The 19,937-nt window shown below is 64.0% G+C and carries 20 protein-coding genes and 1 tRNA gene; 8 read left to right on the top strand and 13 right to left on the bottom strand.

What is annotated here, in order from left to right:
- Nucleotide 1: 1 nt before the first annotated feature.
- From DES52_RS04120 to rpsL, 4 genes are all read right to left on the bottom strand, one after another.
- Nucleotides 2-1,348 carry an NAD(P)-dependent oxidoreductase gene (locus DES52_RS04120; protein WP_110885494.1) on the bottom strand — a complete coding sequence of 449 codons (1,347 nt, stop codon included), beginning with the start codon at nt 1,346-1,348 and terminating at the stop codon, nt 2-4.
- Between the two features lie 347 nt (nt 1,349-1,695).
- Nucleotides 1,696-3,789, bottom strand: coding sequence for an elongation factor G (fusA, locus tag DES52_RS04115; RefSeq protein WP_110885493.1), 2,094 nt, complete (start codon nt 3,787-3,789; stop codon nt 1,696-1,698).
- 263 nt (nt 3,790-4,052) lie between these two features.
- Entirely contained in the window at nt 4,053-4,523 is a 471-nt protein-coding gene (gene rpsG / locus DES52_RS04110) for a 30S ribosomal protein S7 (RefSeq protein WP_110885492.1), read from the bottom strand.
- Between the two features lie 15 nt (nt 4,524-4,538).
- Entirely contained in the window at nt 4,539-4,940 is a 402-nt protein-coding gene (gene rpsL / locus DES52_RS04105; RefSeq protein ID WP_110885545.1) for a 30S ribosomal protein S12, read from the bottom strand.
- A 256-nt stretch (nt 4,941-5,196) separates the two neighbouring features.
- Here rpsL and DES52_RS04100 point away from each other — a divergent pair.
- Nucleotides 5,197-5,281: transfer RNA gene (locus DES52_RS04100), tRNA-Leu, on the top strand.
- 43 nt (nt 5,282-5,324) lie between these two features.
- Here the strand turns inward: DES52_RS04100 and DES52_RS04095 are convergent.
- Nucleotides 5,325-6,494, bottom strand: a complete 1,170-nt coding sequence (locus DES52_RS04095; protein ID WP_110885491.1) for a glycosyltransferase — start codon at nt 6,492-6,494, stop codon at nt 5,325-5,327.
- A gap of 64 nt (nt 6,495-6,558) precedes the next feature.
- Between DES52_RS04095 and hisA the strand changes: the two genes are divergently transcribed.
- The 4 genes from hisA to DES52_RS04075 are packed head-to-tail and all read left to right on the top strand — an operon-like array spanning nt 6,559 to nt 10,559.
- The gene (gene hisA, locus DES52_RS04090) at nt 6,559-7,266 is read left to right on the top strand and encodes a 1-(5-phosphoribosyl)-5-[(5-phosphoribosylamino)methylideneamino]imidazole-4-carboxamide isomerase (RefSeq protein ID WP_110885544.1); all 708 of its coding nucleotides are present in this window, start codon (nt 6,559-6,561) and stop codon (nt 7,264-7,266) included.
- A 41-nt stretch (nt 7,267-7,307) separates the two neighbouring features.
- Nucleotides 7,308-8,552 carry a glutamate-5-semialdehyde dehydrogenase gene (locus DES52_RS04085; RefSeq protein ID WP_110885490.1) on the top strand — a complete coding sequence of 415 codons (1,245 nt, stop codon included), beginning with the start codon at nt 7,308-7,310 and terminating at the stop codon, nt 8,550-8,552.
- Nucleotides 8,549-9,619 carry a glutamate 5-kinase gene (gene proB, locus DES52_RS04080; protein WP_110885489.1) on the top strand — a complete coding sequence of 357 codons (1,071 nt, stop codon included), beginning with the start codon at nt 8,549-8,551 and terminating at the stop codon, nt 9,617-9,619. The genes DES52_RS04085 and proB overlap by 4 nt, the downstream gene beginning before the upstream one ends.
- Before the next feature lie 4 nt (nt 9,620-9,623).
- Nucleotides 9,624-10,559 carry a nucleoside hydrolase gene (locus DES52_RS04075; protein ID WP_110885543.1) on the top strand — a complete coding sequence of 312 codons (936 nt, stop codon included), beginning with the start codon at nt 9,624-9,626 and terminating at the stop codon, nt 10,557-10,559.
- Nucleotides 10,560-10,611: 52 nt separating this feature from the next.
- On the opposite strand, the gene DES52_RS04070 is transcribed toward DES52_RS04075, so the two are convergent.
- The 5 genes from DES52_RS04070 to DES52_RS04050 all read right to left on the bottom strand — a co-directional run bounded on the left by DES52_RS04070 (nt 10,612) and on the right by DES52_RS04050 (nt 14,652).
- The gene (locus tag DES52_RS04070) at nt 10,612-11,661 is read right to left on the bottom strand and encodes a 1,9-bis(guanidino)-5-aza-nonane synthase (protein WP_110885488.1); all 1,050 of its coding nucleotides are present in this window, start codon (nt 11,659-11,661) and stop codon (nt 10,612-10,614) included.
- A 157-nt stretch (nt 11,662-11,818) separates the two neighbouring features.
- Nucleotides 11,819-12,949, bottom strand: a complete 1,131-nt coding sequence (locus DES52_RS04065; protein WP_110885487.1) for a YihY/virulence factor BrkB family protein — start codon at nt 12,947-12,949, stop codon at nt 11,819-11,821.
- 106 nt (nt 12,950-13,055) lie between these two features.
- Entirely contained in the window at nt 13,056-13,421 is a 366-nt protein-coding gene (locus DES52_RS04060; protein ID WP_170130880.1) for a DUF4180 domain-containing protein, read from the bottom strand.
- A gap of 62 nt (nt 13,422-13,483) precedes the next feature.
- Nucleotides 13,484-14,194 (bottom strand): FAD-dependent thymidylate synthase, encoded by a 711-nt coding sequence (gene thyX / locus DES52_RS04055; protein ID WP_110885485.1) that lies wholly within the window; start codon nt 14,192-14,194, stop codon nt 13,484-13,486.
- 5 nt (nt 14,195-14,199) lie between these two features.
- Complete coding sequence (locus DES52_RS04050) at nt 14,200-14,652, bottom strand: EVE domain-containing protein (protein WP_110885484.1); 453 nt, start codon at nt 14,650-14,652, stop codon at nt 14,200-14,202.
- A gap of 106 nt (nt 14,653-14,758) precedes the next feature.
- On the opposite strand from DES52_RS04050, the gene DES52_RS04045 reads away from it, so the two are divergent.
- The gene (locus DES52_RS04045; protein WP_110885483.1) at nt 14,759-15,868 is read left to right on the top strand and encodes a S1C family serine protease; all 1,110 of its coding nucleotides are present in this window, start codon (nt 14,759-14,761) and stop codon (nt 15,866-15,868) included.
- Nucleotides 15,869-15,925: 57 nt separating this feature from the next.
- On the opposite strand, the gene DES52_RS04040 is transcribed toward DES52_RS04045, so the two are convergent.
- Both DES52_RS04040 and DES52_RS04035 read right to left on the bottom strand, forming a co-directional pair.
- Nucleotides 15,926-16,672 carry a chlorite dismutase family protein gene (locus DES52_RS04040; RefSeq protein WP_170130883.1) on the bottom strand — a complete coding sequence of 249 codons (747 nt, stop codon included), beginning with the start codon at nt 16,670-16,672 and terminating at the stop codon, nt 15,926-15,928.
- A gap of 72 nt (nt 16,673-16,744) precedes the next feature.
- A complete protein-coding gene (locus DES52_RS04035) occupies nt 16,745-17,767 on the bottom strand; it encodes an aldo/keto reductase (RefSeq protein WP_110885481.1) in 1,023 nt (340 codons plus the stop codon).
- Between the two features lie 60 nt (nt 17,768-17,827).
- On the opposite strand from DES52_RS04035, the gene DES52_RS04030 reads away from it, so the two are divergent.
- Together DES52_RS04030 and DES52_RS04025 are read left to right on the top strand one after the other, a co-directional pair.
- Nucleotides 17,828-18,181, top strand: coding sequence for a VOC family protein (locus DES52_RS04030; RefSeq protein WP_110885480.1), 354 nt, complete (start codon nt 17,828-17,830; stop codon nt 18,179-18,181).
- Nucleotides 18,182-18,189: 8 nt separating this feature from the next.
- Nucleotides 18,190-18,789: a class I SAM-dependent methyltransferase gene (locus DES52_RS04025; RefSeq protein ID WP_110885479.1), complete on the top strand. Its 600-nt coding sequence runs from the start codon at nt 18,190-18,192 to the stop codon at nt 18,787-18,789.
- A 35-nt stretch (nt 18,790-18,824) separates the two neighbouring features.
- Here the strand turns inward: DES52_RS04025 and DES52_RS04020 are convergent, their stop codons facing one another.
- Complete coding sequence (locus DES52_RS04020; protein WP_170130879.1) at nt 18,825-19,934, bottom strand: AI-2E family transporter; 1,110 nt, start codon at nt 19,932-19,934, stop codon at nt 18,825-18,827.
- Nucleotides 19,935-19,937 lie beyond the last annotated feature (3 nt).

Raw genomic sequence — 19,937 nt, 5'->3', positions numbered from 1 at the left:
CTCACACTCCCGCCGCGCTGATGGCGGCTTGCAATTTGGCTTGAAGGTCACCGTGAATCGCACGAGCCGCGATTTTTCCGTCTTGCGTCGCCATGACGGTCGTGGCGTTGCCGCGCACTCGCACGCAGTCGCCGCCCGCGTAAACGTTGGCAAGGCTGGTACGCAGATCGTCATCGACTTCGATGTATCCCTTGTGGACGGCGAGGCCGAGTTCGGTGGCGAGCGCGGGCTTCTCCTGCCCGACGGCCTTCACGACAGAGTCGCACGGAATGACGAATTCGCTGCCCGCCACGAGCACAGGTGCGGGACGGCCCGAAGCGTCGGGCTCGCCGAGCGCGACCTTGATGCACTTGAGGCCCGTCACTCGGCCGTTCTCGACTTCGATTCCGATCGGCTGCGTGTAGAACTCGTACTTGATGCCTTCGAGCAAGGCGAATTCGTACTCGTGTCGGTAAGCGGTCATCTCGCTCTCGCCGCGGCGGTACACCATCGTCACGTCGCGTCCGAGACGGCGGGCGACGGTTGCCGCGTCGACGGCGGTGTTGCCAGCGCCAATCACGGCGACACGATCACCGACGTGGATGCTCGAAAGGTCGAACTTGCTCTTCTCGATGAGCTCGATGCCGTCGAGCGCGTGCTCCTCGTTGGGCATGCCCATCGCGGGAACGGCGCCGAGACCGAGCCCGAGGAAGACCGCGTCGAATTCGGTGAGCAGGGCGTCGAGTCCTTCGCGGCTCGTGAGCTCGTAGCCGGTGCGGATGTCCACACCGAGGTGCTTGAGGCTCTCGACTTCCCGCTGGGCGACCTCGACGGGCTCGCGCAAAACGATGATGCCGTAGGTGCTGAGGCCTCCGGCGAGGTCGCGCTTCTCGAAGAGCGTCACGGCGTACCCGCGCTTGGCGAGTTCGGCGGCCGTCGAGATGCCCGCCGGTCCGGAGCCGACCACGGCGACCTTCATGCCGTTGGGCGGACCGGCTTGAAAGACTTCAATGCCCTTGAGTTGCACGAAGTCGACCGCGTGGCGTTGTAGGCGCCCGATCTGGATGGGCTCGTGGTCCTTGCCGAGAACGCACGCGCCTTCGCAAAGCTCCTCGACGGGACAGACCCGAGCGCACGTTCCTCCGAGGAAGTTGGCTTCCAGAATGGTCTTGGCAGAGCCTCGCAGGTTGCCCGTGGCGATCTTGCGGATGAAGGTGGGAATGTCAATGTGCGTCGGGCAAGCTTGGAGGCAGGGCGCGTCGTAACAGTACAGGCAGCGATTGGCTTCGACGACGGCTTCCTGCTCGGTCATCGGTGGGTAGATTTCCGCGAACCGGTCGGAGTTGGGGGGCGAGAAACGTTCCGTCATGCTGGGACCTCCAAAAGATTCGAGAAAACGCAAACGAAGATTTCCCGCGTTCGCGGGCCTCTTTCGGCGGTCCGATCCCTCACTGTGGCCGACTTAACCGCGCCTTCATACCTGACCTGACGGTATGTTCACATTTTAAGCGACAAAATGCAAGAATCCCACTCCAGAGGCCGGACATGCTCCACGATTGGACACTTTGTCTCAGTTTTTCTGTGCACCGCGCGAGAAATACGCTATGACAACTCGCCGCCGCATCGCTTCGAGCTCTAAGTTCGATTGCTTCTTTCGCTTCATCGTACACAAAAACGCCTCCCCCGAAGGGGAGGCGTTTCGAGCAACCGAGTCGGTTACTTCTTGCTCATCAATTGGTTGGCGATGTTCGTCGGCACTTGGTTGTAGTGATCGAAGAACATGGAGTAGCTCGCGCGACCCTGAGTCATGGAACGCATGTCCGTCGCGTAGCCGAACATCTCGCTCAGCGGCACGAAGGCCTTCACGATTTGCGCGTTGCCGCGCGCTTCCATGCCTTGAATCTGGCCACGGCGCGAGTTCAAGTCACCGATGATGTCGCCCATGAAGTCTTCGGGCACGGTCACTTCGACGCGCATGACCGGCTCGAGCAGGGCGGGAGCACCCTTCTGAACGGCTTCCTTGAGCGCCATCGAACCGGCGATCTTGAAGGCCATTTCCGACGAGTCGACTTCGTGGTACGAGCCGTCGTAAATCGTGACTTTCATGTCCACGACCGGGAAGCCGAGCATCGGGCCGGACTGCATGGCTTCTTCGATCCCCTTCTGTGCCGGGCCGACGTATTCGCGCGGAACCGTACCGCCGACGACGGCGTTCTCGAAGACGAAGCCTTCGCCGGGCTGCAGGGGCTCGGCCTTGATCTTGACGTGGCCGTACTGACCTCGACCACCGGACTGACGAACGAACTTGCCTTCGACGTCCACGGCCCTCGTGATCGTTTCACGGTACGCCACTTGTGGAGCGCCGACGTTCGCTTCGACCTTGTACTCGCGCTTGAGGCGATCGACGAGGATCTCGAGGTGAAGCTCGCCCATCCCGGCGATCGTCGTTTGACCGCTCTCGGCGTCCGTCTCGACCTTGAAGGTCGGGTCTTCTTCGGCGAGGCGCGACAGTCCGTTGCCCATGCGCTCTTGGTCGGCCTTCGTCTTCGGCTCGATCGCGAGCTTGATGACGGGCTCGGGAACGTCGATCGACTCGAGGAGCACGCGGTCGTCATCGTCACCGATGAGGGTGTTGCCCGTCCCCGCGTCCTTGAGGCCGATGACGGCGCCGAGTTCGCCAGCCTTGAGCTCGCTGACTTCCTCGCGGTGGTTCGCGTGCATCTTCAGCAAGCGACCGACGCGCTCACGCTTGCCCTTGGAAGCGTTGTACACGTACGTGCCCGAGGACAGCGTGCCCGAGTAGATGCGGACGAAGGTCAAACGACCGACGTAGGGGTCGGCCATGATCTTGAACGCCAAAGCAGCGAGTTTGCCGCTCGGATCGGCGGGAAACTCCGTCTCGTTGCCGTCTTCGTCGCGGCCCTTGATGGCGGGCACTTCGAGCGGGCTGGGAAGGTAGTCGACCACGGCGTCCAGCAAGAGTTGCACGCCCTTGTTCTTGAGGGCCGAGCCGCAAAGCACGGGGAAGATCTTCTTCTCGATGGTTCCCTTGCGAATCGCGGTGACGAGTTGCTCGACGGTGGGCTCTTCGCCTTCGAGGTACATCAGCATGAGCTCTTCGTCGACTTCGGCGGCCGCTTCGATGAGCTGCGAGCGCATCTCGGCGACCTTGTCGGCGTACTCGGCGGGCACGTCGTGCTCGTCGATATCCGTGCCGAGGTCGTTCGTGTACGTGTACGCGCGCTGGCGCACGATATCGATAATGCCCTTGAAGTCGCTTTCCTGGCCCATGGGGTACTGAATGGGAGCCGGGATCGCGCCGAGGCGTTCACGAATATCGTTGATGACGAGCTCGAACGAAGCGCCCGTCTTGTCCATCTTGTTGCTGAACGCGATGCGGGGAACGCCGTAGCGGTCGGCTTGACGCCACACCGTTTCGGACTGCGGCTCGACGCCTTGCGACGAGTCGAACACGGCGACGGCGCCGTCGAGCACGCGCATGGAACGCTCCACTTCGATGGTGAAGTCCACGTGGCCTGGCGTGTCGATGATGTTCACGACGTACTCTTGGCCTTCGCCGGAGCGGGTCCACTTCGCGGTGGTGGCGGCGGCCGTGATGGTGATGCCGCGCTCGCGCTCCTGCTCCATCCAGTCCATCGTGGCGGCGCCGTCGTGCACTTCGCCGATGTTGTGCGTGCGTCCCGTGTAGTACAGGATGCGCTCGGTCGTGGTGGTCTTGCCCGCGTCGATGTGCGCGGCAATTCCGATATTGCGGAAATACCTGAGGTACGTACCGGTCTGGGTCGTCATGACTTCCTCTATGGTGCTGACAAGCGTCAGCGGTGGATCAGAGAAGCTTCGAAGGATGCTCGGGCAAATGGAACCCGAGCAAGATACGGGTTCGGGCAGCGAAGAACTGTGATGATGCTTCGTCTGCCGTGACGTCCTGGTTCATGGGTCCCACCTCCTCCCGAGCACGACGCGTCGCGGGTGTCTGTCCGAAAATTCGGTTCCCTGACCGCCGAAAGGTCGCCAATGGCACGAAGCGTTTGGCGACCTGCGGCGCGGAGAATTTACCAGCGGTAGTGGGCGTAGGCGCGGTTGGCTTCCGCCATGCGCTCGACGTCGTCCTTCTTCTTGATCGCGCCACCGCGACCTTGCGCGGCGTCGAGCAGTTCGCCCGCGAGGCGCTCGATCGCCGTGCGCTCCGGACGGCTGTCCGAAGCGGCCAGAATCCAGCGCAGCGCGAGGCTTTGCGTGCGGCGCGGGTTGACTTCCACGGGCACTTGGTACGTGGACCCACCGACGCGACGCGAACGCACTTCGACACGAGGCTTGACGTTGTCGAAGGCTTGACGGAAGACCGTCAAGGGGTTTTGACCGGTGCGCTCTTGCACGAGGCGAAGCGCTCCGTAGAAGATGCGAGAGGCAATGTTCTTCTTGCCGTCCTGCATGAGGCGGTTGATCATCGCGCTGACGACGACATCGTTGTAAACGAGGTCGGGTTGCACAGGGCGGACTTCTGCTCTACGGCGACGTGCCATGGTTCACGACCTCCTTTACTTCTTCTTGGCGCCGGCGGCGGCGCCCGCCTTGGGCTTCTTCGTGCCGTACTTCGAACGGCTCTTGTTACGGTCCTTGACCCCTGCGGTGTCGAGGCTGCCGCGAACGATGTGATAACGAACGCCCGGCAAGTCCTTCACACGGCCGCCGCGAATCAGGACGACGCTGTGCTCTTGCAGGTTGTGGCCTTCGCCCGGGATGTACGCCGTGACTTCGAAGCCCGAGGTCAAACGAACACGGGCGATCTTACGAAGCGCGGAGTTCGGCTTCTTGGGGGTCGTCGTCTTGACGACCGTGCACACGCCGCGACGCTGCGGGCTGCTCTTGAGCGCGGGAACCTTGGTCTTTTTGCGCAGCGTGGCGCGACCTTTACGAAGAAGTTGCTGAACGGTTGGCAAGTGGTGATCACTCCCTCTGGTGTCTGGAATTTCGCCCATCGCTTCCGGTCAGCACGGCTTTCTCTCACGAAAGCTCCCCTTCTTGCTGCTGGGCCGCAGAAACGCCCGACCGCAACCTGGTCAGGCAGTTTCCAACCCAAGTATCTTAGCGCGTCTTCCCGAGTCGGTGCAAGACGGGCACACCATTCTTTTCTTGACAAGATTCACGGCCTTCGCTACACTGAGCGCGCCCTGAGGATGCCCAGGCGTCCAGTGTGCCGAGGTGGCGGAATTGGTAGACGCACTAGTTTCAGGGACTAGCGCCGCAAGGTGTGTGGGTTCGAGTCCCATCTTCGGCACCAAAAAACACTCCCAAACGGGAGTGTTTTTCTTTTCATTCCGGCTTCAAGGCGAAAAGCCGTGCGTGCCCAAGGTCACCGCGCCCTGCTCGGACTGCACGGTCTCGTAGATGCCCGCCAACTCGCGGGATCGGACGATCACGTCGTAGCGACGCGCGATGGCGCGGGCTTCGGCGCGTGCCTCGGCGGCACGCGCCGACGTGACGACCCTGACCATCCCGGCCGCCAGCGAGGCGGGCGTCGGCGCGCACAGCACACCTCCTGGGCCAGAACCGATCAGGTCGCGCGCCGCCGGAGACTGGGCCGCCACGAGCGGCAACCCCGCCGCGAGCGCTTCGATCATGCTCATCGGCAGCACCTCGGAGGTCGACGCCGTCACGAAGGCGTCGCCCGCCGCGAGGTACGCGGGCACGCGCGCGTACTCGACGGCGCCCGTGAAGGTCACCGCCAAGCCGCGCGCCCGCCGTTCCAGTTCGAGCCGCAGCGGTCCGTCGCCCACGATCAGCAAGCGTGCGCCCGGGAGACGCGTCGACGCCGACCGAAACGCCTCGATCAACGTCGGCAAGTTCTTCTCCTGCCCGAGGCGACCGAGGTAGACCAGAAGCGGCACGTCCCGCGGAATTCCAAGCGAGGCGCGCGCTTCGCCGCCTCGCACGCTCGCGAACGCCGCGAAGTCGATGGGATTGGGCATCAACGTCACACGCCCCTTGAACTTGTAGCGGCGCAACACCTCTTCCATCGCCGTGCCGGGCACGAGAACGGCATCCGCGCTTTGCGCGAACAGCCGCACCTGACGGCGAATCATGCGCAATCCGAAGCGGCGAGGCATATAGATGTAGTGAAGGTACTGATCGTACTGAGTGTGTGCCGTGTACACAAGTGGTACGTCGATCGCCCGGGCGATCCCTCGGGCTGCTTGACCGACTTGAAACGGGTGCATCGTGTGCACGACATCGAGGTCGCGTAGAGGAAGGCGGCGGAGCATCGAGGCCGCCCACGGAAGCAGCACCGGGTAGTCGGGCGCCGTGCTGACCGCGGTGCTCGGCAAGCGGAAGACCCCTTCCTCGGACGCCGCCGCGTCCCGGCGAGGATGCTCGGGGGCGAAGACGCGCACTTCGTGACCGAGCGCCCGCAGCCCCTTCACGAACAGCGTCGTGGACGTCGCCACTCCGTTGCGTGACGGCGCGTACGTCGCGGTGATGATCCCGATCTTCAAGCGCTCCCCCTGCGCCAGTGTAGCGCGCGAACATGACGTCGCCCGCGCGCCTATACTCGTGCTCATGCCGCTCGTCATTCCCTGCGTGGACATCCAAACAGGTCGGGCCGTGCGCCTGTTCGAAGGCGACCCCGACCGTGAGACCGTCTACTTCGACGCGCCTCTCGACGCCGCGACGCACTGGGCCGATCTCGGCGCGACCTTGTTGCACCTCGTGGACCTAGACGCCGCGACGGGCCGCGGCTCGAACCGGGAACTCGTGCTGGACATCGCTCGCACCGTGAGCGTTCCCGTCGAGGTCGGCGGCGGCGTGCGGACGCTGGCGGACGCTCGGCAGCTCATCGACGGCGGTGTTTCACGCGTCGTGATCGGCACGGCCGCCGTGAAGGACCCGAAGCTCGTGCCGACCTTGTTGACCGAGTTCGACCCGTCGTGCGTCGTCGTGAGCGTCGACGCGCGCGGAATGGACGTCAAGATCGCCGGGTGGGCCGAAGGCAGCGGCGTGCGCGTGGACGCGCTGCTGAACCGCTTGCATGCCGACGGCGTCAAAACCCTCATCTTCACGGACGTGAGCCGTGACGGTACCTTGCGCGGCCTCGACCGCGATTTGATGGGCGCGGTGCGCGAGTGGTGGCCGCACGAGCTCATCGTGGGCGGCGGCGTCGCCAACGTCGAAGACATTGCCCTGCTCGACGACCTCGGCATCGAAGGGGCGATCGTCGGGCGCGCGATCTACGAAGGCACCCTTCCCTATCCGGTTCCGACGTCTTGACGTCTCGGCGCCTCTCGGCGCGAGCGCGCTAAAGTGCCTTCATGACGACCTCGCTGTCCATTCACGACTTGCTGCGGCGCGCGAAAACGGCGAGCCGACCCCTCGCTCGACTCGATCGGAATGCCGCCCTGCGCGCCGTGCAGGTCGCGCTGCAAGACGCGGCGCCGAGCATCCTCGCCGCGAACGAGGTCGACGTCGCGGGTGAGCGGGCCAAAGGCACGTCCGAAGCGCTCGTCGATCGTCTCTCGCTGTCGCCGAGCCGCTTCGAGAGCGTGTTGGCGGCCCTCGACGACGTCATCGCCCTGCCCGATCCCGTCGGGCGAGTCGTGAGCGGCTGGCGGCACCCGAAGGGAATGGCCGTTCAGCAAGTCACGGTGCCGTTCGGCGTGATCGGCATGATCTACGAAAGCCGACCGAACGTCACTATCGACGCGGCCGCGCTTTGCCTCAAGGCAGGAAGCGCGGCCGTTCTGAGGGGCAGCTCGTCCGCCTTGCGCTCCAACCGCGCGATCGTCTCGGCGATGCGCGAAGGTTTGCGCGCGTCGCGAATGCCCGAGGACGCCGTCACCTTGGTCGATTCAACCGACCGAGGAAGCGTCACGGACCTCCTCACGGCTCGCGGCCTCGTGGACCTCGTCATCCCGAGAGGCGGCGCCAACCTCATCGCGCACGTCGTCGAGAACGCGCGCGTACCCGTCATCGAGACGGGCGTCGGGAACTGCCACCTGTACGTCCACTCGGCCGCCAACCTCGACATGGCCTTGAACCTCCTGATCAACGGCAAGACACAGCGACCCGGCGTGTGCAACGCCCTCGAGACGCTTTTGATCGACCGTGAAGTCGCGCCCCTCTTCGCCCCGGCCGCCGTCAAAGCGCTGCGCTCGGCGGGCGTGGAGGTGCGAGGCGACGGTGACACCGCAATGTACGCGCCCGGCGTCGTTCCCGCCTCACCCGCCGATTGGGACACGGAGTTCCTCGATCTCGTGATCGCCGTGCGCATCGTGGACGATCTCGACGCGGCGCTCGCACACATCGAGCGGCACGGTACGGGGCACAGCGAAGCGATCGTCACGCAGAGCCTGACCGCCGCGCGCCGCTTTCAAGACGAGGTGGACGCGGCGTGCGTGTACGTCAACGCCTCCACGCGCTTCACCGACGGCTTCGAGTTCGGCTTCGGCGCGGAGATCGGGATTTCGACGCAAAAGCTGCACGCGCGGGGACCGATGGGGCTCGCGCAGATGGTGACGCATCAATATCGTGTCGTCGGCGACGGGCAGGTGCGGTGAGGCGCGTCGTCGTCAAAATCGGCTCCAGCAGCCTCACGGATGCCGCGGGCCGCATCGAACCCCCGAAACTCTGGGCGATCGCACGAGCGTGCTTATCGTTGAATGCCGAGGTCACGCTCGTGTCGTCGGGAGCGGTCGCGGCGGGTCGCGGCGTCCTGGGAGCCGGAAAGCCTGCCACGCTGCCTCACAAGCAGGCGCTCGCCGCGATCGGGCAGGCGGTCTTGATGCAAGAGTGGGCGCGGGCGTTCGCGCCGAAACCCGTCGCCCAGATCCTGCTGAGCGCGGACGACGTGCAGGCGCGTGGTCGCTTCGTGAACGCCAAGCACGCCTTGGAGCGCGTCCTGAAGCTCGGAGCCGTTCCCATCGTGAACGAAAACGACACCGTCGCGACGGCCGAATTGCGGGTCGGCGACAACGACACCCTCTCCGCGTGGGTCGCGTACCTCGCCGAAGCGGACACGTTGTTGCTGCTCACCGACGTCGACGGACTGTACACCGCCAATCCGAAAAGCGACTCCACCGCGAGACGCATCGACGTCGTGCATGACGTGAGCGACGTCGAGCACCTCGCGTCCGGGTCGGGCAGCGCGCTCGGAACGGGCGGCATGACGACGAAGCTCAGGGCGGCGCGCATCGCGTCCGAAGCTGGCGTCGAGACGGTCATTCTCGGCGGCGGCGGCGCGGGGCTGGAAGCTTGGTCGAAAGGCGAAAACCCCGGCACGCGCGTCTTGCCGCGCCGCCAAACGGCCAAGCGTGGTTGGCTGCTGCATGCTACGCCGAGAGGCACCTTGATCATCGACGCGGGCGCCGAGCGGGCCCTCAAAAGTGGCAAGTCGCTTTTGCCGAGTGGCATCATGCGCGTCGACGGTGACTTCTCGTTTGGAGACGTCGTTCGCATCGACGGGCCGAGCGGACCGCTCGCGCAAGGCTTGACGAACTACGCCGCAAAGGACGTCGAGCGCATCTCGGGACGGCAAAGCGCCGAAATCGTCGGTCTGCTCGGTCACCACGACTTCGACGAGGTCGTGCACCGCAACGGGCTCGTGCTGCTCGCCCGTGTACACTAGCCGCGTGCTCAGCCCGCGCAAGATCATTCTCGACTGCGATCCCGGTCACGACGACGCGATCGCCATGATGCTCGCCCTCGCCTCACCCGAACTGAGCGTGCTCGGCGTGACGACCGTGTACGGCAACGTCGGCGTGGACAAGACGACCCGAAACGCCCTCGTCGTCCGCGAAGTCCTGCAGGCGACGGTGCCCGTGTACCGCGGCGCCGACCGTCCGCTCGTGCGAGACCGCATCAGCGCGGAAGCCGTGCACGGCGAGTCCGGACTGGACGGCCCCCACCTTCCCGAGCCCACTCGCTCCGAGGAAGAATTCCACGCCGTGCGCTTCATCGTCGACACCGTCATGGCCAATCCCGGCGAAGTCACCCTCGTTCCCACCGGCTCCCTGACGAACGTCGCGCTCGCCCTTCGCCTCGAACCTCGCCTCGCCGAGAACGTGCGGGGCATCGTCTTGATGGGCGGCAGTGTCGACCTTGGCAATTGGACGCCCGCCGCCGAGTTCAACATCTTGTGCGACCCGGAAGCCGCCAGAATCGTCTTCGAATCGGGCGTGAAGCTCACGATGTTCGGCCTCAACGCCACGCACCAAACGCCCGCGTCACCCGAGCGCGTCGCACGCCTGCGCGCCTTGGGCACGACCGTGGGCGCGTTCACGGCCGACCTCCTGGACTTCTTTCGCGGGCACCACGAAGAACGCTACGGTTGGAACGGCGCGCCCATCCACGACGCGTGCGTCGTCGCCTATCTCGTTCGGCCCGATCTCTTCGAAATGAAATCCATGTACGTCGAGATCGACACGACGAACGGCCCCTCGGCGGGCCGAACCGTGTGCGACTTCTGGCGGGTCACGGGCAAGGCTCCGAACGCCGACGTCGCCATGAACATCGACGTGAACGGGTTCTACGATCTGCTGGTGGAGCGCGTCGGCACGTACGCGTAGGAGCCATGAGAAAAGGGCCGGTCGAGGACCGGCCCTTCGTGTTTCAGAAGATTTACTGCGCGACCTTGACGGGGAACTTGCCGTCGATGAGCTTCGCCCAGCGGCGCGGCGTGCGCTTTTCCCAGTTGCGCTTGTGCCAGACGTACCCGGCGATGAGCGGGAAGGTCACGGTCATTTCGCCGTAGACCATCTGCTCGCGGGCGAGGCTGACCTTGCCCCAAGAGTTCGCTTCCTTGAGGGTGCTGCCCGAGAGGGCGCCGTCACGCTCGTCGGCAACGGTGAGTTGCACCGCGTACGCGTGCATCTCGATGTCTTCGTAGCCGAGGAATTCGGCAGACACGACGACGTCTTGGACGAAGTTCTTCGGAACGCCGCCGCCGAGCATGAACAGCCCCGTCTTGCCGTGCTTGACCTTGAGCTCGGTGAGCTCGCGGAAGTCCTTGGCCGAGTCGATGGAGACGTGCGCGTCGGGATTGGCGACTTGGTGCGCGACGAGACCGAAGCCGGCCGAGCAGTCACTGAACGCGGGCACGAAGATCGGGATGTCGAGCTCGTACGCCGTACGAACGATGCTGCCTTCACCGAGGCCGTTCTCGACGAGGTAGCGGCCCATTTCACGAATGAACTCGCGGCTGGAGTACGCGCCGGGCGCGAGCGAGTCGGCGATGACGCGCGTGGTGTCGTCCGTGACGCGAAGCTCGTCCTCGTTGATGTACGTGTCGTAGATGCGGTCGATGTGCAGACGGCGCAGTTGGTCGTCGTTCGCGAAGATGTCGCCTTGGTAGTGGCGGTAGCCGAGCGCTTCGAAGAAGTCTTGATCGACGATGTTCGCGCCCGTGGAGACGATGGCGTCCACGGCGTTCGCGCGCAGGAGGTCCAAGATGACTTCACGCTGGCCCGCGCTCACCATGCTGCCCGCGAGGGTCAGAATGACGCCGCAGTCGGTGTCGTTCACCATCTCGTCGAAAATTTCGGCGGCGCGCGCCAGGTTCCGCGCTTGGAAGGCCGTCTTGCCCATCATTTCGATCAGGGGCACGACGTTGACTTGCTTGATGTCGAGGTGCTCGACGGTTTGACGCAGAAAGTCTTGTTGTTCCGACATTCTCGGGACCTCCAGGAGAGAATCTCGAACATGAGGGTGCTTCCGCCCCGCACGTTCGGGTCGGAAAGCCTACGGCATCTCTGCCGCCATCGGACTTTCGGGTGGCGAACGAAAGAATACGGCATTGCCGCCGCGAAATGGTAATGAGGGAACAAACTCAGCGGCGGCGCGAGAAGGCCCGAATCAGCAGCACGATCGGCAAGGCGGGCAAGGCGAGCAAGGCCAAGACGGCGCGTGACAGCAAGCCGCGCGCGCCCGGCAAGGGAGGCGTTCGACTTGGTGCCGGGGCCTCGTCGGAAGGCCGCCCTCTTACCGCCGCGCCCGGCGTTCTCGCCGCCGCTTCCTGCTCTTTCTCGCTCGGCGTGGGGTCGAGGTGGGCGCCCTTTTGGGCGAGGGCCGCCTTCTTGTCCGGATTCTGCGCGCCGCCCGCCTCCGTTCCTTCCCTTTGCGCGTACACCCACGTCACCTCGGCACCGAAGAAGATGATCATGCACGAGTAGTAGATCCACAGCAGCAGCGCGATGAGCGAACCTGCCGCGCCGAACACGCTCGTCGGCGACACGCGCGTGAAGTACTGCGTGAGCAGCAGTTGGCCAATCGTGAACAGCAAGGCCGTGACAAAACCGCCGAAGCGGACGTCCCTCCAAGACAACTTCACGTCCGGCAAGTACTTGAAGATGACGCCGAACGCCAAGGTAAACACGCCGACCGACAGCACGAACGTGCCGAGGGCGGCGAGAATGGCGCCCACCCCGAACAAATCCCCGAGTTGCTTGGCGAACGCCGAAAGCGCCGTGTTCCCCACGACGAACGCGAGGATGAGCGTCGCGAAGAGCAACACGAGCGCGAAGCTGATCAAGCGCGTCTTGATGACGCGCAAAAAGCCGGTCTGTGGAGCCGGGTCGGCGCCCCACAAGGAATTCAAGGCGTCTTGCAGCTGCGCGAACAGTCCGGTCGCGCCGAGGAAGAGCGTGCCGAAGCCGATGATCGACGCGACGAGATTCGTGCGCTGCAAATTTTGGAAGTTGGCAGCGAGCAGTTGTCGAAGCTCGCTTCTAAGGTCGCCCGACACACTTTGCCCGACGCCCGACGTCAAAGCATTGACGATTTGCTCCTGAACCGCGTCGCGGCTCAAGAACTGTCCCGCGATCGCGACGAGCAGCACGAGGAGCGGCGCGATCGAAAAGATTGCGTAGTACGCGGTGGCCGCCGCGAGGCGAGGTGCACGGTCCTGGCCGAAGGCGAGGTAGGCATCTTTCAGCAGTTCGAAGGCGACGCGAACGTTCACGCCCGCATCCTAGGACGTGGGCGTGACGAGCTGTCTTGAGCTTGGCTTTCGGAACGCGACCGACGCGGCGCGGAAAGGTCACGAGCAAGAGCGCTCGGCGCGGCCCTCACTTCAACAACCAGGCCTCCGCCGCCGACCTGTCGTCGAACACGCCGAAGGTCCGTCCCTTGTTGCTTTCCAGCGCCAACTCCGTGAAGCGGTCGTTTCGCTCGTACCATCCGGGAATGACGGCAGCGACCGTCAAGCCGTAGTTGCCGAACTTCTGCAAGACCGCTCCCGCCAAGCCCGTCCGCAAGCGAAAGAACTCGTCGGCGAAAGCTTCATGGGGAAGCATCAGCAGCGACGTTTCGCATTCCCACGACACCGCGACGAGGTCGGCGGCGTCCCGCTCGGTCGTTAGGGGCGCCGCGAGGGCCGTCACATCAACGAACGACTTGCCACCCTGATGAACGATTCGGTAGCTTGGTTCCATCTCTCGAGGGTAACAGCGTCGCCGCGCTCCAACCGCCGCCGATTGGCTTACGGCAATCGGCGTCATTCCCCGCGGTGCAAATCCCGCCAAGCGCGGAAGGTCGCGGGAAAGAGCGGCTCGGCAAGTTCGGCCATCGCGCGCGCGAACAGTTGCGTTTCGAATTGAGCGCCCGGATGGTCGCGCAGTTCGAGGAAGTGCAGCAGCGAGCGCACGTTGAAGGTGTAATAACTCTCGGTATAAAGCGCCAGTGGCAAAACACCGCGCGCCTGCTCTCTCGTGACGCCGAGGGCAAGGAGCTTCTCATAGCTGTCGAAGGCGACGCGCCACGCTTCGCTCCACACTCTGCTGGCAGCTTCTTGATCGAGGGTGCCGTCGTCGGCGACGGAAGCTTGACGGTTGCTCTTGGCTTGCTTGCGGAATTCCAGCGGGATGTATCCTCGCTCCTTGAGTTCCACGTACCGACCCGAAATCTCATTTTTCGAAACGCCGACTCGGTGACGTACGAGCTGGCGGTCCACGAAGATCGGGCAGACGATCTTGAACGTGACGAGGTTGTGCTCGAATGGCGAGCCGTGGTGTTCGCGTAGCAAGTACTTGATGAGCTTCTCGTCGCGCTCGGTGAGGGGCGCGTCGTTGTCGCCGCCGAAGCTCACGCGCGCGGAGTTGACGATCATCTTGTCGTCGCCGACGTGTTGAATCAAGGCGACGCTGCCGATGTCGTCGCCGAGCGGGTAGAGAACTTGAGCCGAGGAAAGGGCGACGACGTTCGTCATGCCGCTCAATGTAACATTGGCACGCTGTCGAGGGCGTGAGGATCGAGGCCGCCTGCCGCGACGATCGCCTCGAATTCGGTGTTCGTCAAGGGCAGCACCGAGAGGCGATTTCCGCGCCGAATCAAAGGGCAGGCGAGCAACTCGGGCAAGTCGCGGAGCCGTTCGAGGGAGACGAGCGAGACGAACTTCGAGACGGGCGCGACGTCCACGGCGCTCCAACGACCCGGCTCTGTGCTCGTGGGATCTTCGTACGCTTCGCGTAGAACGCTGCACACGCCGACCGCAGCGTTGGGTTTCGCGTTCGATTGGTAGAAGACGCAGAGATCGCCTTGCTTCATGGCGCGCATGAAGTTGCGCGCTTGGTAGTTGCGCACTCCCGTCCAAGGCTCGGCACCTACGCGCACGAGGTCGTCGTACGAAAAGACGTCGGGTTCGCTCTTGAGAAGCCAGCGCTGCATGGCGAACAGTATGCCAGCGCCATGAAGCTTGCCGTTAAGGTCGCTTCAAGACGGCAGCGTACCCTTCACCACCTTGAACTTGAGCGTGCCGCACTAAAGTTACTTCATGAGGCGCTCGCCCTGGATTCCGATCTTCGTGCTGCTCGCGATCGGCTTGTACTTCGCTCCACGCGAAGGCGGGCGGGCCATCGATTTCAACTTGAACCTCAACCCGCTGCCGCAACTCGAGTCGTCGCTCAAGCTTCCGGCGGACGTCGAGACGCTCTTCAAAAAGTCGCGGCCCGCCACCATACGTGTCGAGCAGGTCGGCAACGACGGCTCGCAATCGATCGGGACGGGCTTTTTCATCGACTCGAAGGGAACGTTCCTCACGGCATACCACGTCATCGAGGACGGCGGGCACGTCAACGTCACCACCTTGTCCGGCATGCGCTTCACGGCGAACGTCGTCGGATTCGACGTCGCGCGCGACATCGCCGTGCTGAAGGCGAACGTTCGCGGCACCGTGCCGTTCTTGCCGGTCGCGCGAAACGAACCGGCCCTTCGCTCGCCAATTCTCGCCATCGGCAACAGCCACGAGCAGTTCTTGCAGCCTCGTTTGGGACGCGTACTGCAGTACGACGCCCGAGCCTACAAGTTCGACTTTCCGCAGGGAACGGTCATGACGAGCGCGCCGCTCGCGCCGGGCGATAGCGGCGGACCGATCATCAACACGGCGGGCGAGGCGGTCGGCGTCGTGAGCTACATCCAACTCGCCAACAGCGACCTCACGCCGCTCGCGAACTCGGACGACGTCCAGACCGTCGCGTCGTTCGCCGTGCCCGTCACGCGCGACGACGAGATCTTCAATGCCGTTCTGAACGGCGAGAAGCGCGACGTGCCCGTCATGGGAGTCACGGAGTCCAACCACGCGGAGTTGTACGACGTCGAAGGCGCCGTGATCGGCAACGTCACGCCGAGCGGCCCCGCAGACCGCGCCGGGCTGCGCGCCGAGCGTTTCCTGCCTCGCCGAGACGCGGGCGGCGAGCTCACGCGGCGTTTCTCGGCGGACGTCATCGTGGCGGTCAACGGCGAGCGCGTGCGTGACTTCAACGACATGGCGTTCAAGATCCGCTCGCAACGAATCGGGGATACCGTGACGCTGACGGTCATGCGTGAAGGCAAGCAGATCGACGTTGCCGTGAAGCTCGCGGCGCGCAAAGCGCTCGAAAACTGAGAAGCGCTTCAGCGACGAGGCGCCGAGTAGGTGCTCGGCGGCTCGTCGCTTCGGCGTTCAGGCGAGGTCGTTCAGAAGGTCGTCCACGCTCTTCTTGACGCACGTGAACATCGGCGTGTCGCTGAGGGTGTAGTTGCTCGCCTCGGTGTAGCGCAGGCGATGAACGAGATCCACGAATTCCTGCGGGTAGTCCGAGTCGAAGGACACGACGAACTCCTGGTCGTCGATGCCGTACGAGTACGACGTGTTGATGCGCACGCCCTTGAAGGGACCCGAGGCGTAGATGTGCTCGTCCATCATTCCTTGACGGGCGTGCGGCGTGAGGTCGTACCAAGCCCGCGTCTTCACGAAGGGGTAGATGAACAGGTACTGCCCCGATCCCGGCAAGAGTTCGAGACCGTGACCGCTGCCTTCGACTCGGTTGACGTACTGACTGCGCTTTTGCATCGCGATGAAGTTGTACGGCTGAGTGAGGTAGCCCATGAGACGCGTGCGGTTGAGCGCGGCTTGCGCTTCGGTGAAGTCGCGCACGTCGAAGGCAATGCGCCACAACATGAAGTCGGCGTCGGCCCGCACGCCGACCGTGCTGTACGAACGCAGGATGTGGCCCGCTTCGCGCGGCGCGTCCTCGTGCCAAGCGCGCACGGCCTCGGCGAACTCGCGCTTCATCTCCTGCTGCTCGGCGCTCGAGAGGCGGCGGAAGGCGGGGTCGAGCTTGAAGAAGGCGTAGTTGAGAAACTGCCGCTTGGCGCGGTCGGGCTCCTTCTGCGTGACTTGCCCGCTCGGGTCGAGGTCGACCATCATCTTCGGACGGGCGGGGCGTTGCGGTGTATCGGACGCGGGTTGGTGCGGATGTTCTTCGCTCATGATGTGTGGTTATCGAATCGTCTCGCCGACGAGGTTCGTGTCGAGGCCGAAGTTGTCCGCGTACAACGCTTGAATCTCGGCGTACTCGGCTTCGGCGAGGGGCTTGGCGTCGAAGGTGGCGGCGTAGTTGCGCAGTCCGTCTTCGTCGTAGATGTTCGGAAGCACCGTCGCCATCTCCGGCGCGCGCAGCAACCATTGAATGGCAAGCTGACCGATCGAGCGTTCGGAACCGCAGAATCGCGCTTGCAGAACCTCGACTTTCTTGAGGCCGTCCTCCATCCACGCTTTGCGGCGCGCGTTCGTCGTGAGGCGCCAATTGCGGTGATCGCCCGCCTCGAACGTCGTGTCAGCGGTGATCGTACCTTCCAGCAAGCCCGACGCGTGCGGAACGCGCGCCATGATACCGACGCCCGCTTCGCGCGACACGGGCAAGATCTTTTCGATGAGGACTTGCTCGAGCAGGTTGGCGATGATCTGCGTGGGCGCACGGCGATCGCGGACGGACGCGACGCCTTCCTCGATTTGCCGCTCGTTGAGGGCGGGCCCGAGGGCGGTGCCGTACGCGCGAATGAGCCCCTCGCCCTTGGCCTTTTCCAACTCGGCGAAGAGGTCGTCGTTTTCGATCGCGTCGAGGCGCGGGTTGTGCAGTTGGTAGTAGTCGATTCGGTCCGTGCCGAGGCGCTTCAACGAGCCTTCCAAAGCCTTGCGCAGGTGCTGCGGGCTCCAGTCGTGCGGACGTTCCTGCTGGCCGGGGCGGTCGGGGTGGTTGTAGATGTCGTAACCGAACTTCGTGCCGATCACGATCGAGTCGCGCACGTCGCCCAGCGCTTCGCGTTGGATTTCCTCCGCGCGGCCCGAGGCGTACGTGTCGGCGTTGTCGAAGAAGGTCACGCCGAGGTCGAAGGCTTGGCGCAGCAACCGCTTGCCCGCCTCCTCGTCCTTCACGCCCCACCACGTCGTCCCGACGGTCCAGACGCCGAATCCGACGGCGCTCACCGTGAGGTCCGTTCCGAGCAATTGACGGTAGTTCACCTGCCGATTGTACGTGTGAGCCGTGAGGACAAAGGTACTCGGGGCTGATAGCGTTTCTCCATGCTCAAGCACGTCTCGTTCATCACGGCTCGGCCCGAAGCGGTCGTCTCGTTCTACGGTCGCCTCGGCGGCACCCTCGTCAAGGACGTCACGTCGTCGGACGCCGCGCGGCGCCTCGTGATCGAGTTTCCCGGCGGCGGAAAACTTCAATTCTTCGTCTCGGAAGGCGCATCGACGCCGCCCTCGTGGATGGAGCACATCGCGATTCGCGTCCCCGCCTTGAAGGCCACCGTCGCGGCCTTCGAGGCGGACGGCGTTTCCTTCTCCCGCCCGCTCCACCTCTCCCCTTCCGGCAACCCAGTCGCCTTCGCGCTCGATCCGGACGGACGGCACGTGGAGTTGCTTCAAGGGTAAGCTGAAGCATGCCGAGAACGGACGGATGGCGCGCGTACTACGAAGCGGTGAAGAACGGCCCTCCACGCGCGACGCTCGTCAAGGCGTTGGCGTTGTTCGAAGCCCACGGCGAACAAGGCGGCTTCGCCGTGGATCTCGGTTGCGGCGTGGGCAACGACGCGGTCGCGCTTTTGGAGCACGGTTGGCGCGTTTTGGCGGTCGATGCCGAACCCGAAGCGTTGATGTTCGTACGAGAACGCGTGCCAAACCAACGAGCGGAGCACCTCGAAACGCGCATCGCTCGCTTTCAGGACTTCGACTTTCCGCCCGCACGACTCGTGAACGCGAGCCTCAGCTTGCCGTTTTGCGACGACGCTGACTTCCCGGCCGTTTGGCGGCGCCTCACGGCCTCCGTCGAGCGAGGCGGGCGTTTCGCCGGGCACCTTTTCGGCGTGCGTGACAGTTGGGCGAACTCGGGCAACGGCAACTTTCACACGCTCGAAGGCGTCCAGAAGCTTTTGGACGCCTTCGACGTCGAGTTCCTCGACGAGCAGGAGTACGACGGGCAGACGGCGACGGGCACGCCGAAACACTGGCACGTGTTTTCGATCGTCGCCCGCCGCCTTTGACCGTTCGCGGCGAGTTGCACGTCACGCGGATTCGTTCAAGGTCCTTGCTTGTAGATCTTGCTGGGGAAGTAGTACTCCTGCAGCAAGAGCTTGCCGAGCGCCGTGAGGGGTACGGCGACGAGCGCTCCCACGATTCCGAACAGCCCGAGTCCGACGAGAATCGCGATGATGACCGTGACAGGGTGAAGGTTGGTGGACCGTCCGAGGATGAACGGCGACAAGAAGTTGCCTTCGATTTGGTTGGCGACGACGAACACGACGACCACGAGGACCATCTTGAGCCAGCCGAGTGGAATGGCGAGCAGGAGGGCGGGCGTGATGGCGATGATGACGCCGAGGTACGGCACGATGTTGAACACGCCCGCGATGAAACCGATGGCGGCGGCTTGCGGCAAGCTGATGATCTCCAGCCCGAGCCAAACGAGAAAGCCCACGGCGGCGGCGATCAGCAGTTGGCCGCGCAAGTATCCGCCGACGGCCGTCTCGACGTTGTTGGCGAGTTCCAGCACGCGCGGTTGCCACTTGCGGGGAAAAGCCCGAAGAAGCGTCAAGCCGATCTTGTCGAAGTCGGCCATCATGTAGATCGAGAGAATCAGGACGATCACGAAGTTGCCAAGGTAGTTCGCGGCGGCCGACAAACCGCCGAGCAGCGGTCCGTTCGGTGAGATGAGGTTTTGCAGCAGCGGCAAGGCGCGCTCTTGCAGCAAGGTCGTGGAGTTGCGCGACAAGTTCTGCAGTTGCTCTTGCAGCGTCTGCACGTAAGTGTTGTCGTCGTACCGTTCGAGCAGACGCGTCGCGAAGTTCGCGGCGTTCGTGGCGATCTCCGGAAGTTGCCGAACGAACTCCACGAGTTGCCCGCCGATCGCGAAAAGCAGCGTACTGGCGACCACGAGGAAGCCCGCGACGACCAGAAAAACCAGGAAGATGCCGAAGCCGCGCCGAACGCGTCGTCGCTGCAGCCAATTGAGAAAGGGATTGGCGAGGTACGCGATGACGTACGCGACGAGCGCCAGGGAAATAACGCTCGAGATCGAGCCCACGAAGCGGTACGCGAGGTAGCCGAGCAGCAGGAAGACGGCGACACGGACGTATGGACTGCGCCAGACGTAGGCGAACGCATTGCTTTCGGGTTGCATTCGAGTCATGAA

It is taken from the genome of Deinococcus yavapaiensis KR-236 (assembly GCF_003217515.1).
Lineage (GTDB): Bacteria > Deinococcota > Deinococci > Deinococcales > Deinococcaceae > Deinococcus_A > Deinococcus_A yavapaiensis.
The sequence above is the reverse complement of the archived record's forward strand: the minus strand, read 5'-3'. Positions and strand labels throughout refer to the sequence as shown.

Excerpts from the sequence above, each read along its gene's own strand:
- DES52_RS04120 (WP_110885494.1), bottom strand. The coding sequence starts at position 1,348 with ATGACGGAACGTTTCTCGCCCCCCAACTCCGACCGGTTCGCGGAAATC.
- fusA (WP_110885493.1), bottom strand. The coding sequence starts at position 3,789 with ATGACGACCCAGACCGGTACGTACCTCAGGTATTTCCGCAATATCGGA.
- rpsG (WP_110885492.1), bottom strand. The coding sequence starts at position 4,523 with ATGGCACGTCGCCGTAGAGCAGAAGTCCGCCCTGTGCAACCCGACCTC.
- hisA (WP_110885544.1), top strand. The coding sequence starts at position 6,559 with ATGCCGCTCGTCATTCCCTGCGTGGACATCCAAACAGGTCGGGCCGTG.
- DES52_RS04085 (WP_110885490.1), top strand. The coding sequence starts at position 7,308 with ATGACGACCTCGCTGTCCATTCACGACTTGCTGCGGCGCGCGAAAACG.
- DES52_RS04070 (WP_110885488.1), bottom strand. The coding sequence starts at position 11,661 with ATGTCGGAACAACAAGACTTTCTGCGTCAAACCGTCGAGCACCTCGAC.
- DES52_RS04060 (WP_170130880.1), bottom strand. The coding sequence starts at position 13,421 with ATGGAACCAAGCTACCGAATCGTTCATCAGGGTGGCAAGTCGTTCGTT.
- thyX (WP_110885485.1), bottom strand. The coding sequence starts at position 14,194 with ATGACGAACGTCGTCGCCCTTTCCTCGGCTCAAGTTCTCTACCCGCTC.
- DES52_RS04050 (WP_110885484.1), bottom strand. The coding sequence starts at position 14,652 with ATGCAGCGCTGGCTTCTCAAGAGCGAACCCGACGTCTTTTCGTACGAC.
- DES52_RS04045 (WP_110885483.1), top strand. The coding sequence starts at position 14,759 with ATGAGGCGCTCGCCCTGGATTCCGATCTTCGTGCTGCTCGCGATCGGC.
- DES52_RS04040 (WP_170130883.1), bottom strand. The coding sequence starts at position 16,672 with ATGATGGTCGACCTCGACCCGAGCGGGCAAGTCACGCAGAAGGAGCCC.
- DES52_RS04030 (WP_110885480.1), top strand. The coding sequence starts at position 17,828 with ATGCTCAAGCACGTCTCGTTCATCACGGCTCGGCCCGAAGCGGTCGTC.
- DES52_RS04025 (WP_110885479.1), top strand. The coding sequence starts at position 18,190 with ATGCCGAGAACGGACGGATGGCGCGCGTACTACGAAGCGGTGAAGAAC.
- DES52_RS04020 (WP_170130879.1), bottom strand. The coding sequence starts at position 19,934 with ATGACTCGAATGCAACCCGAAAGCAATGCGTTCGCCTACGTCTGGCGC.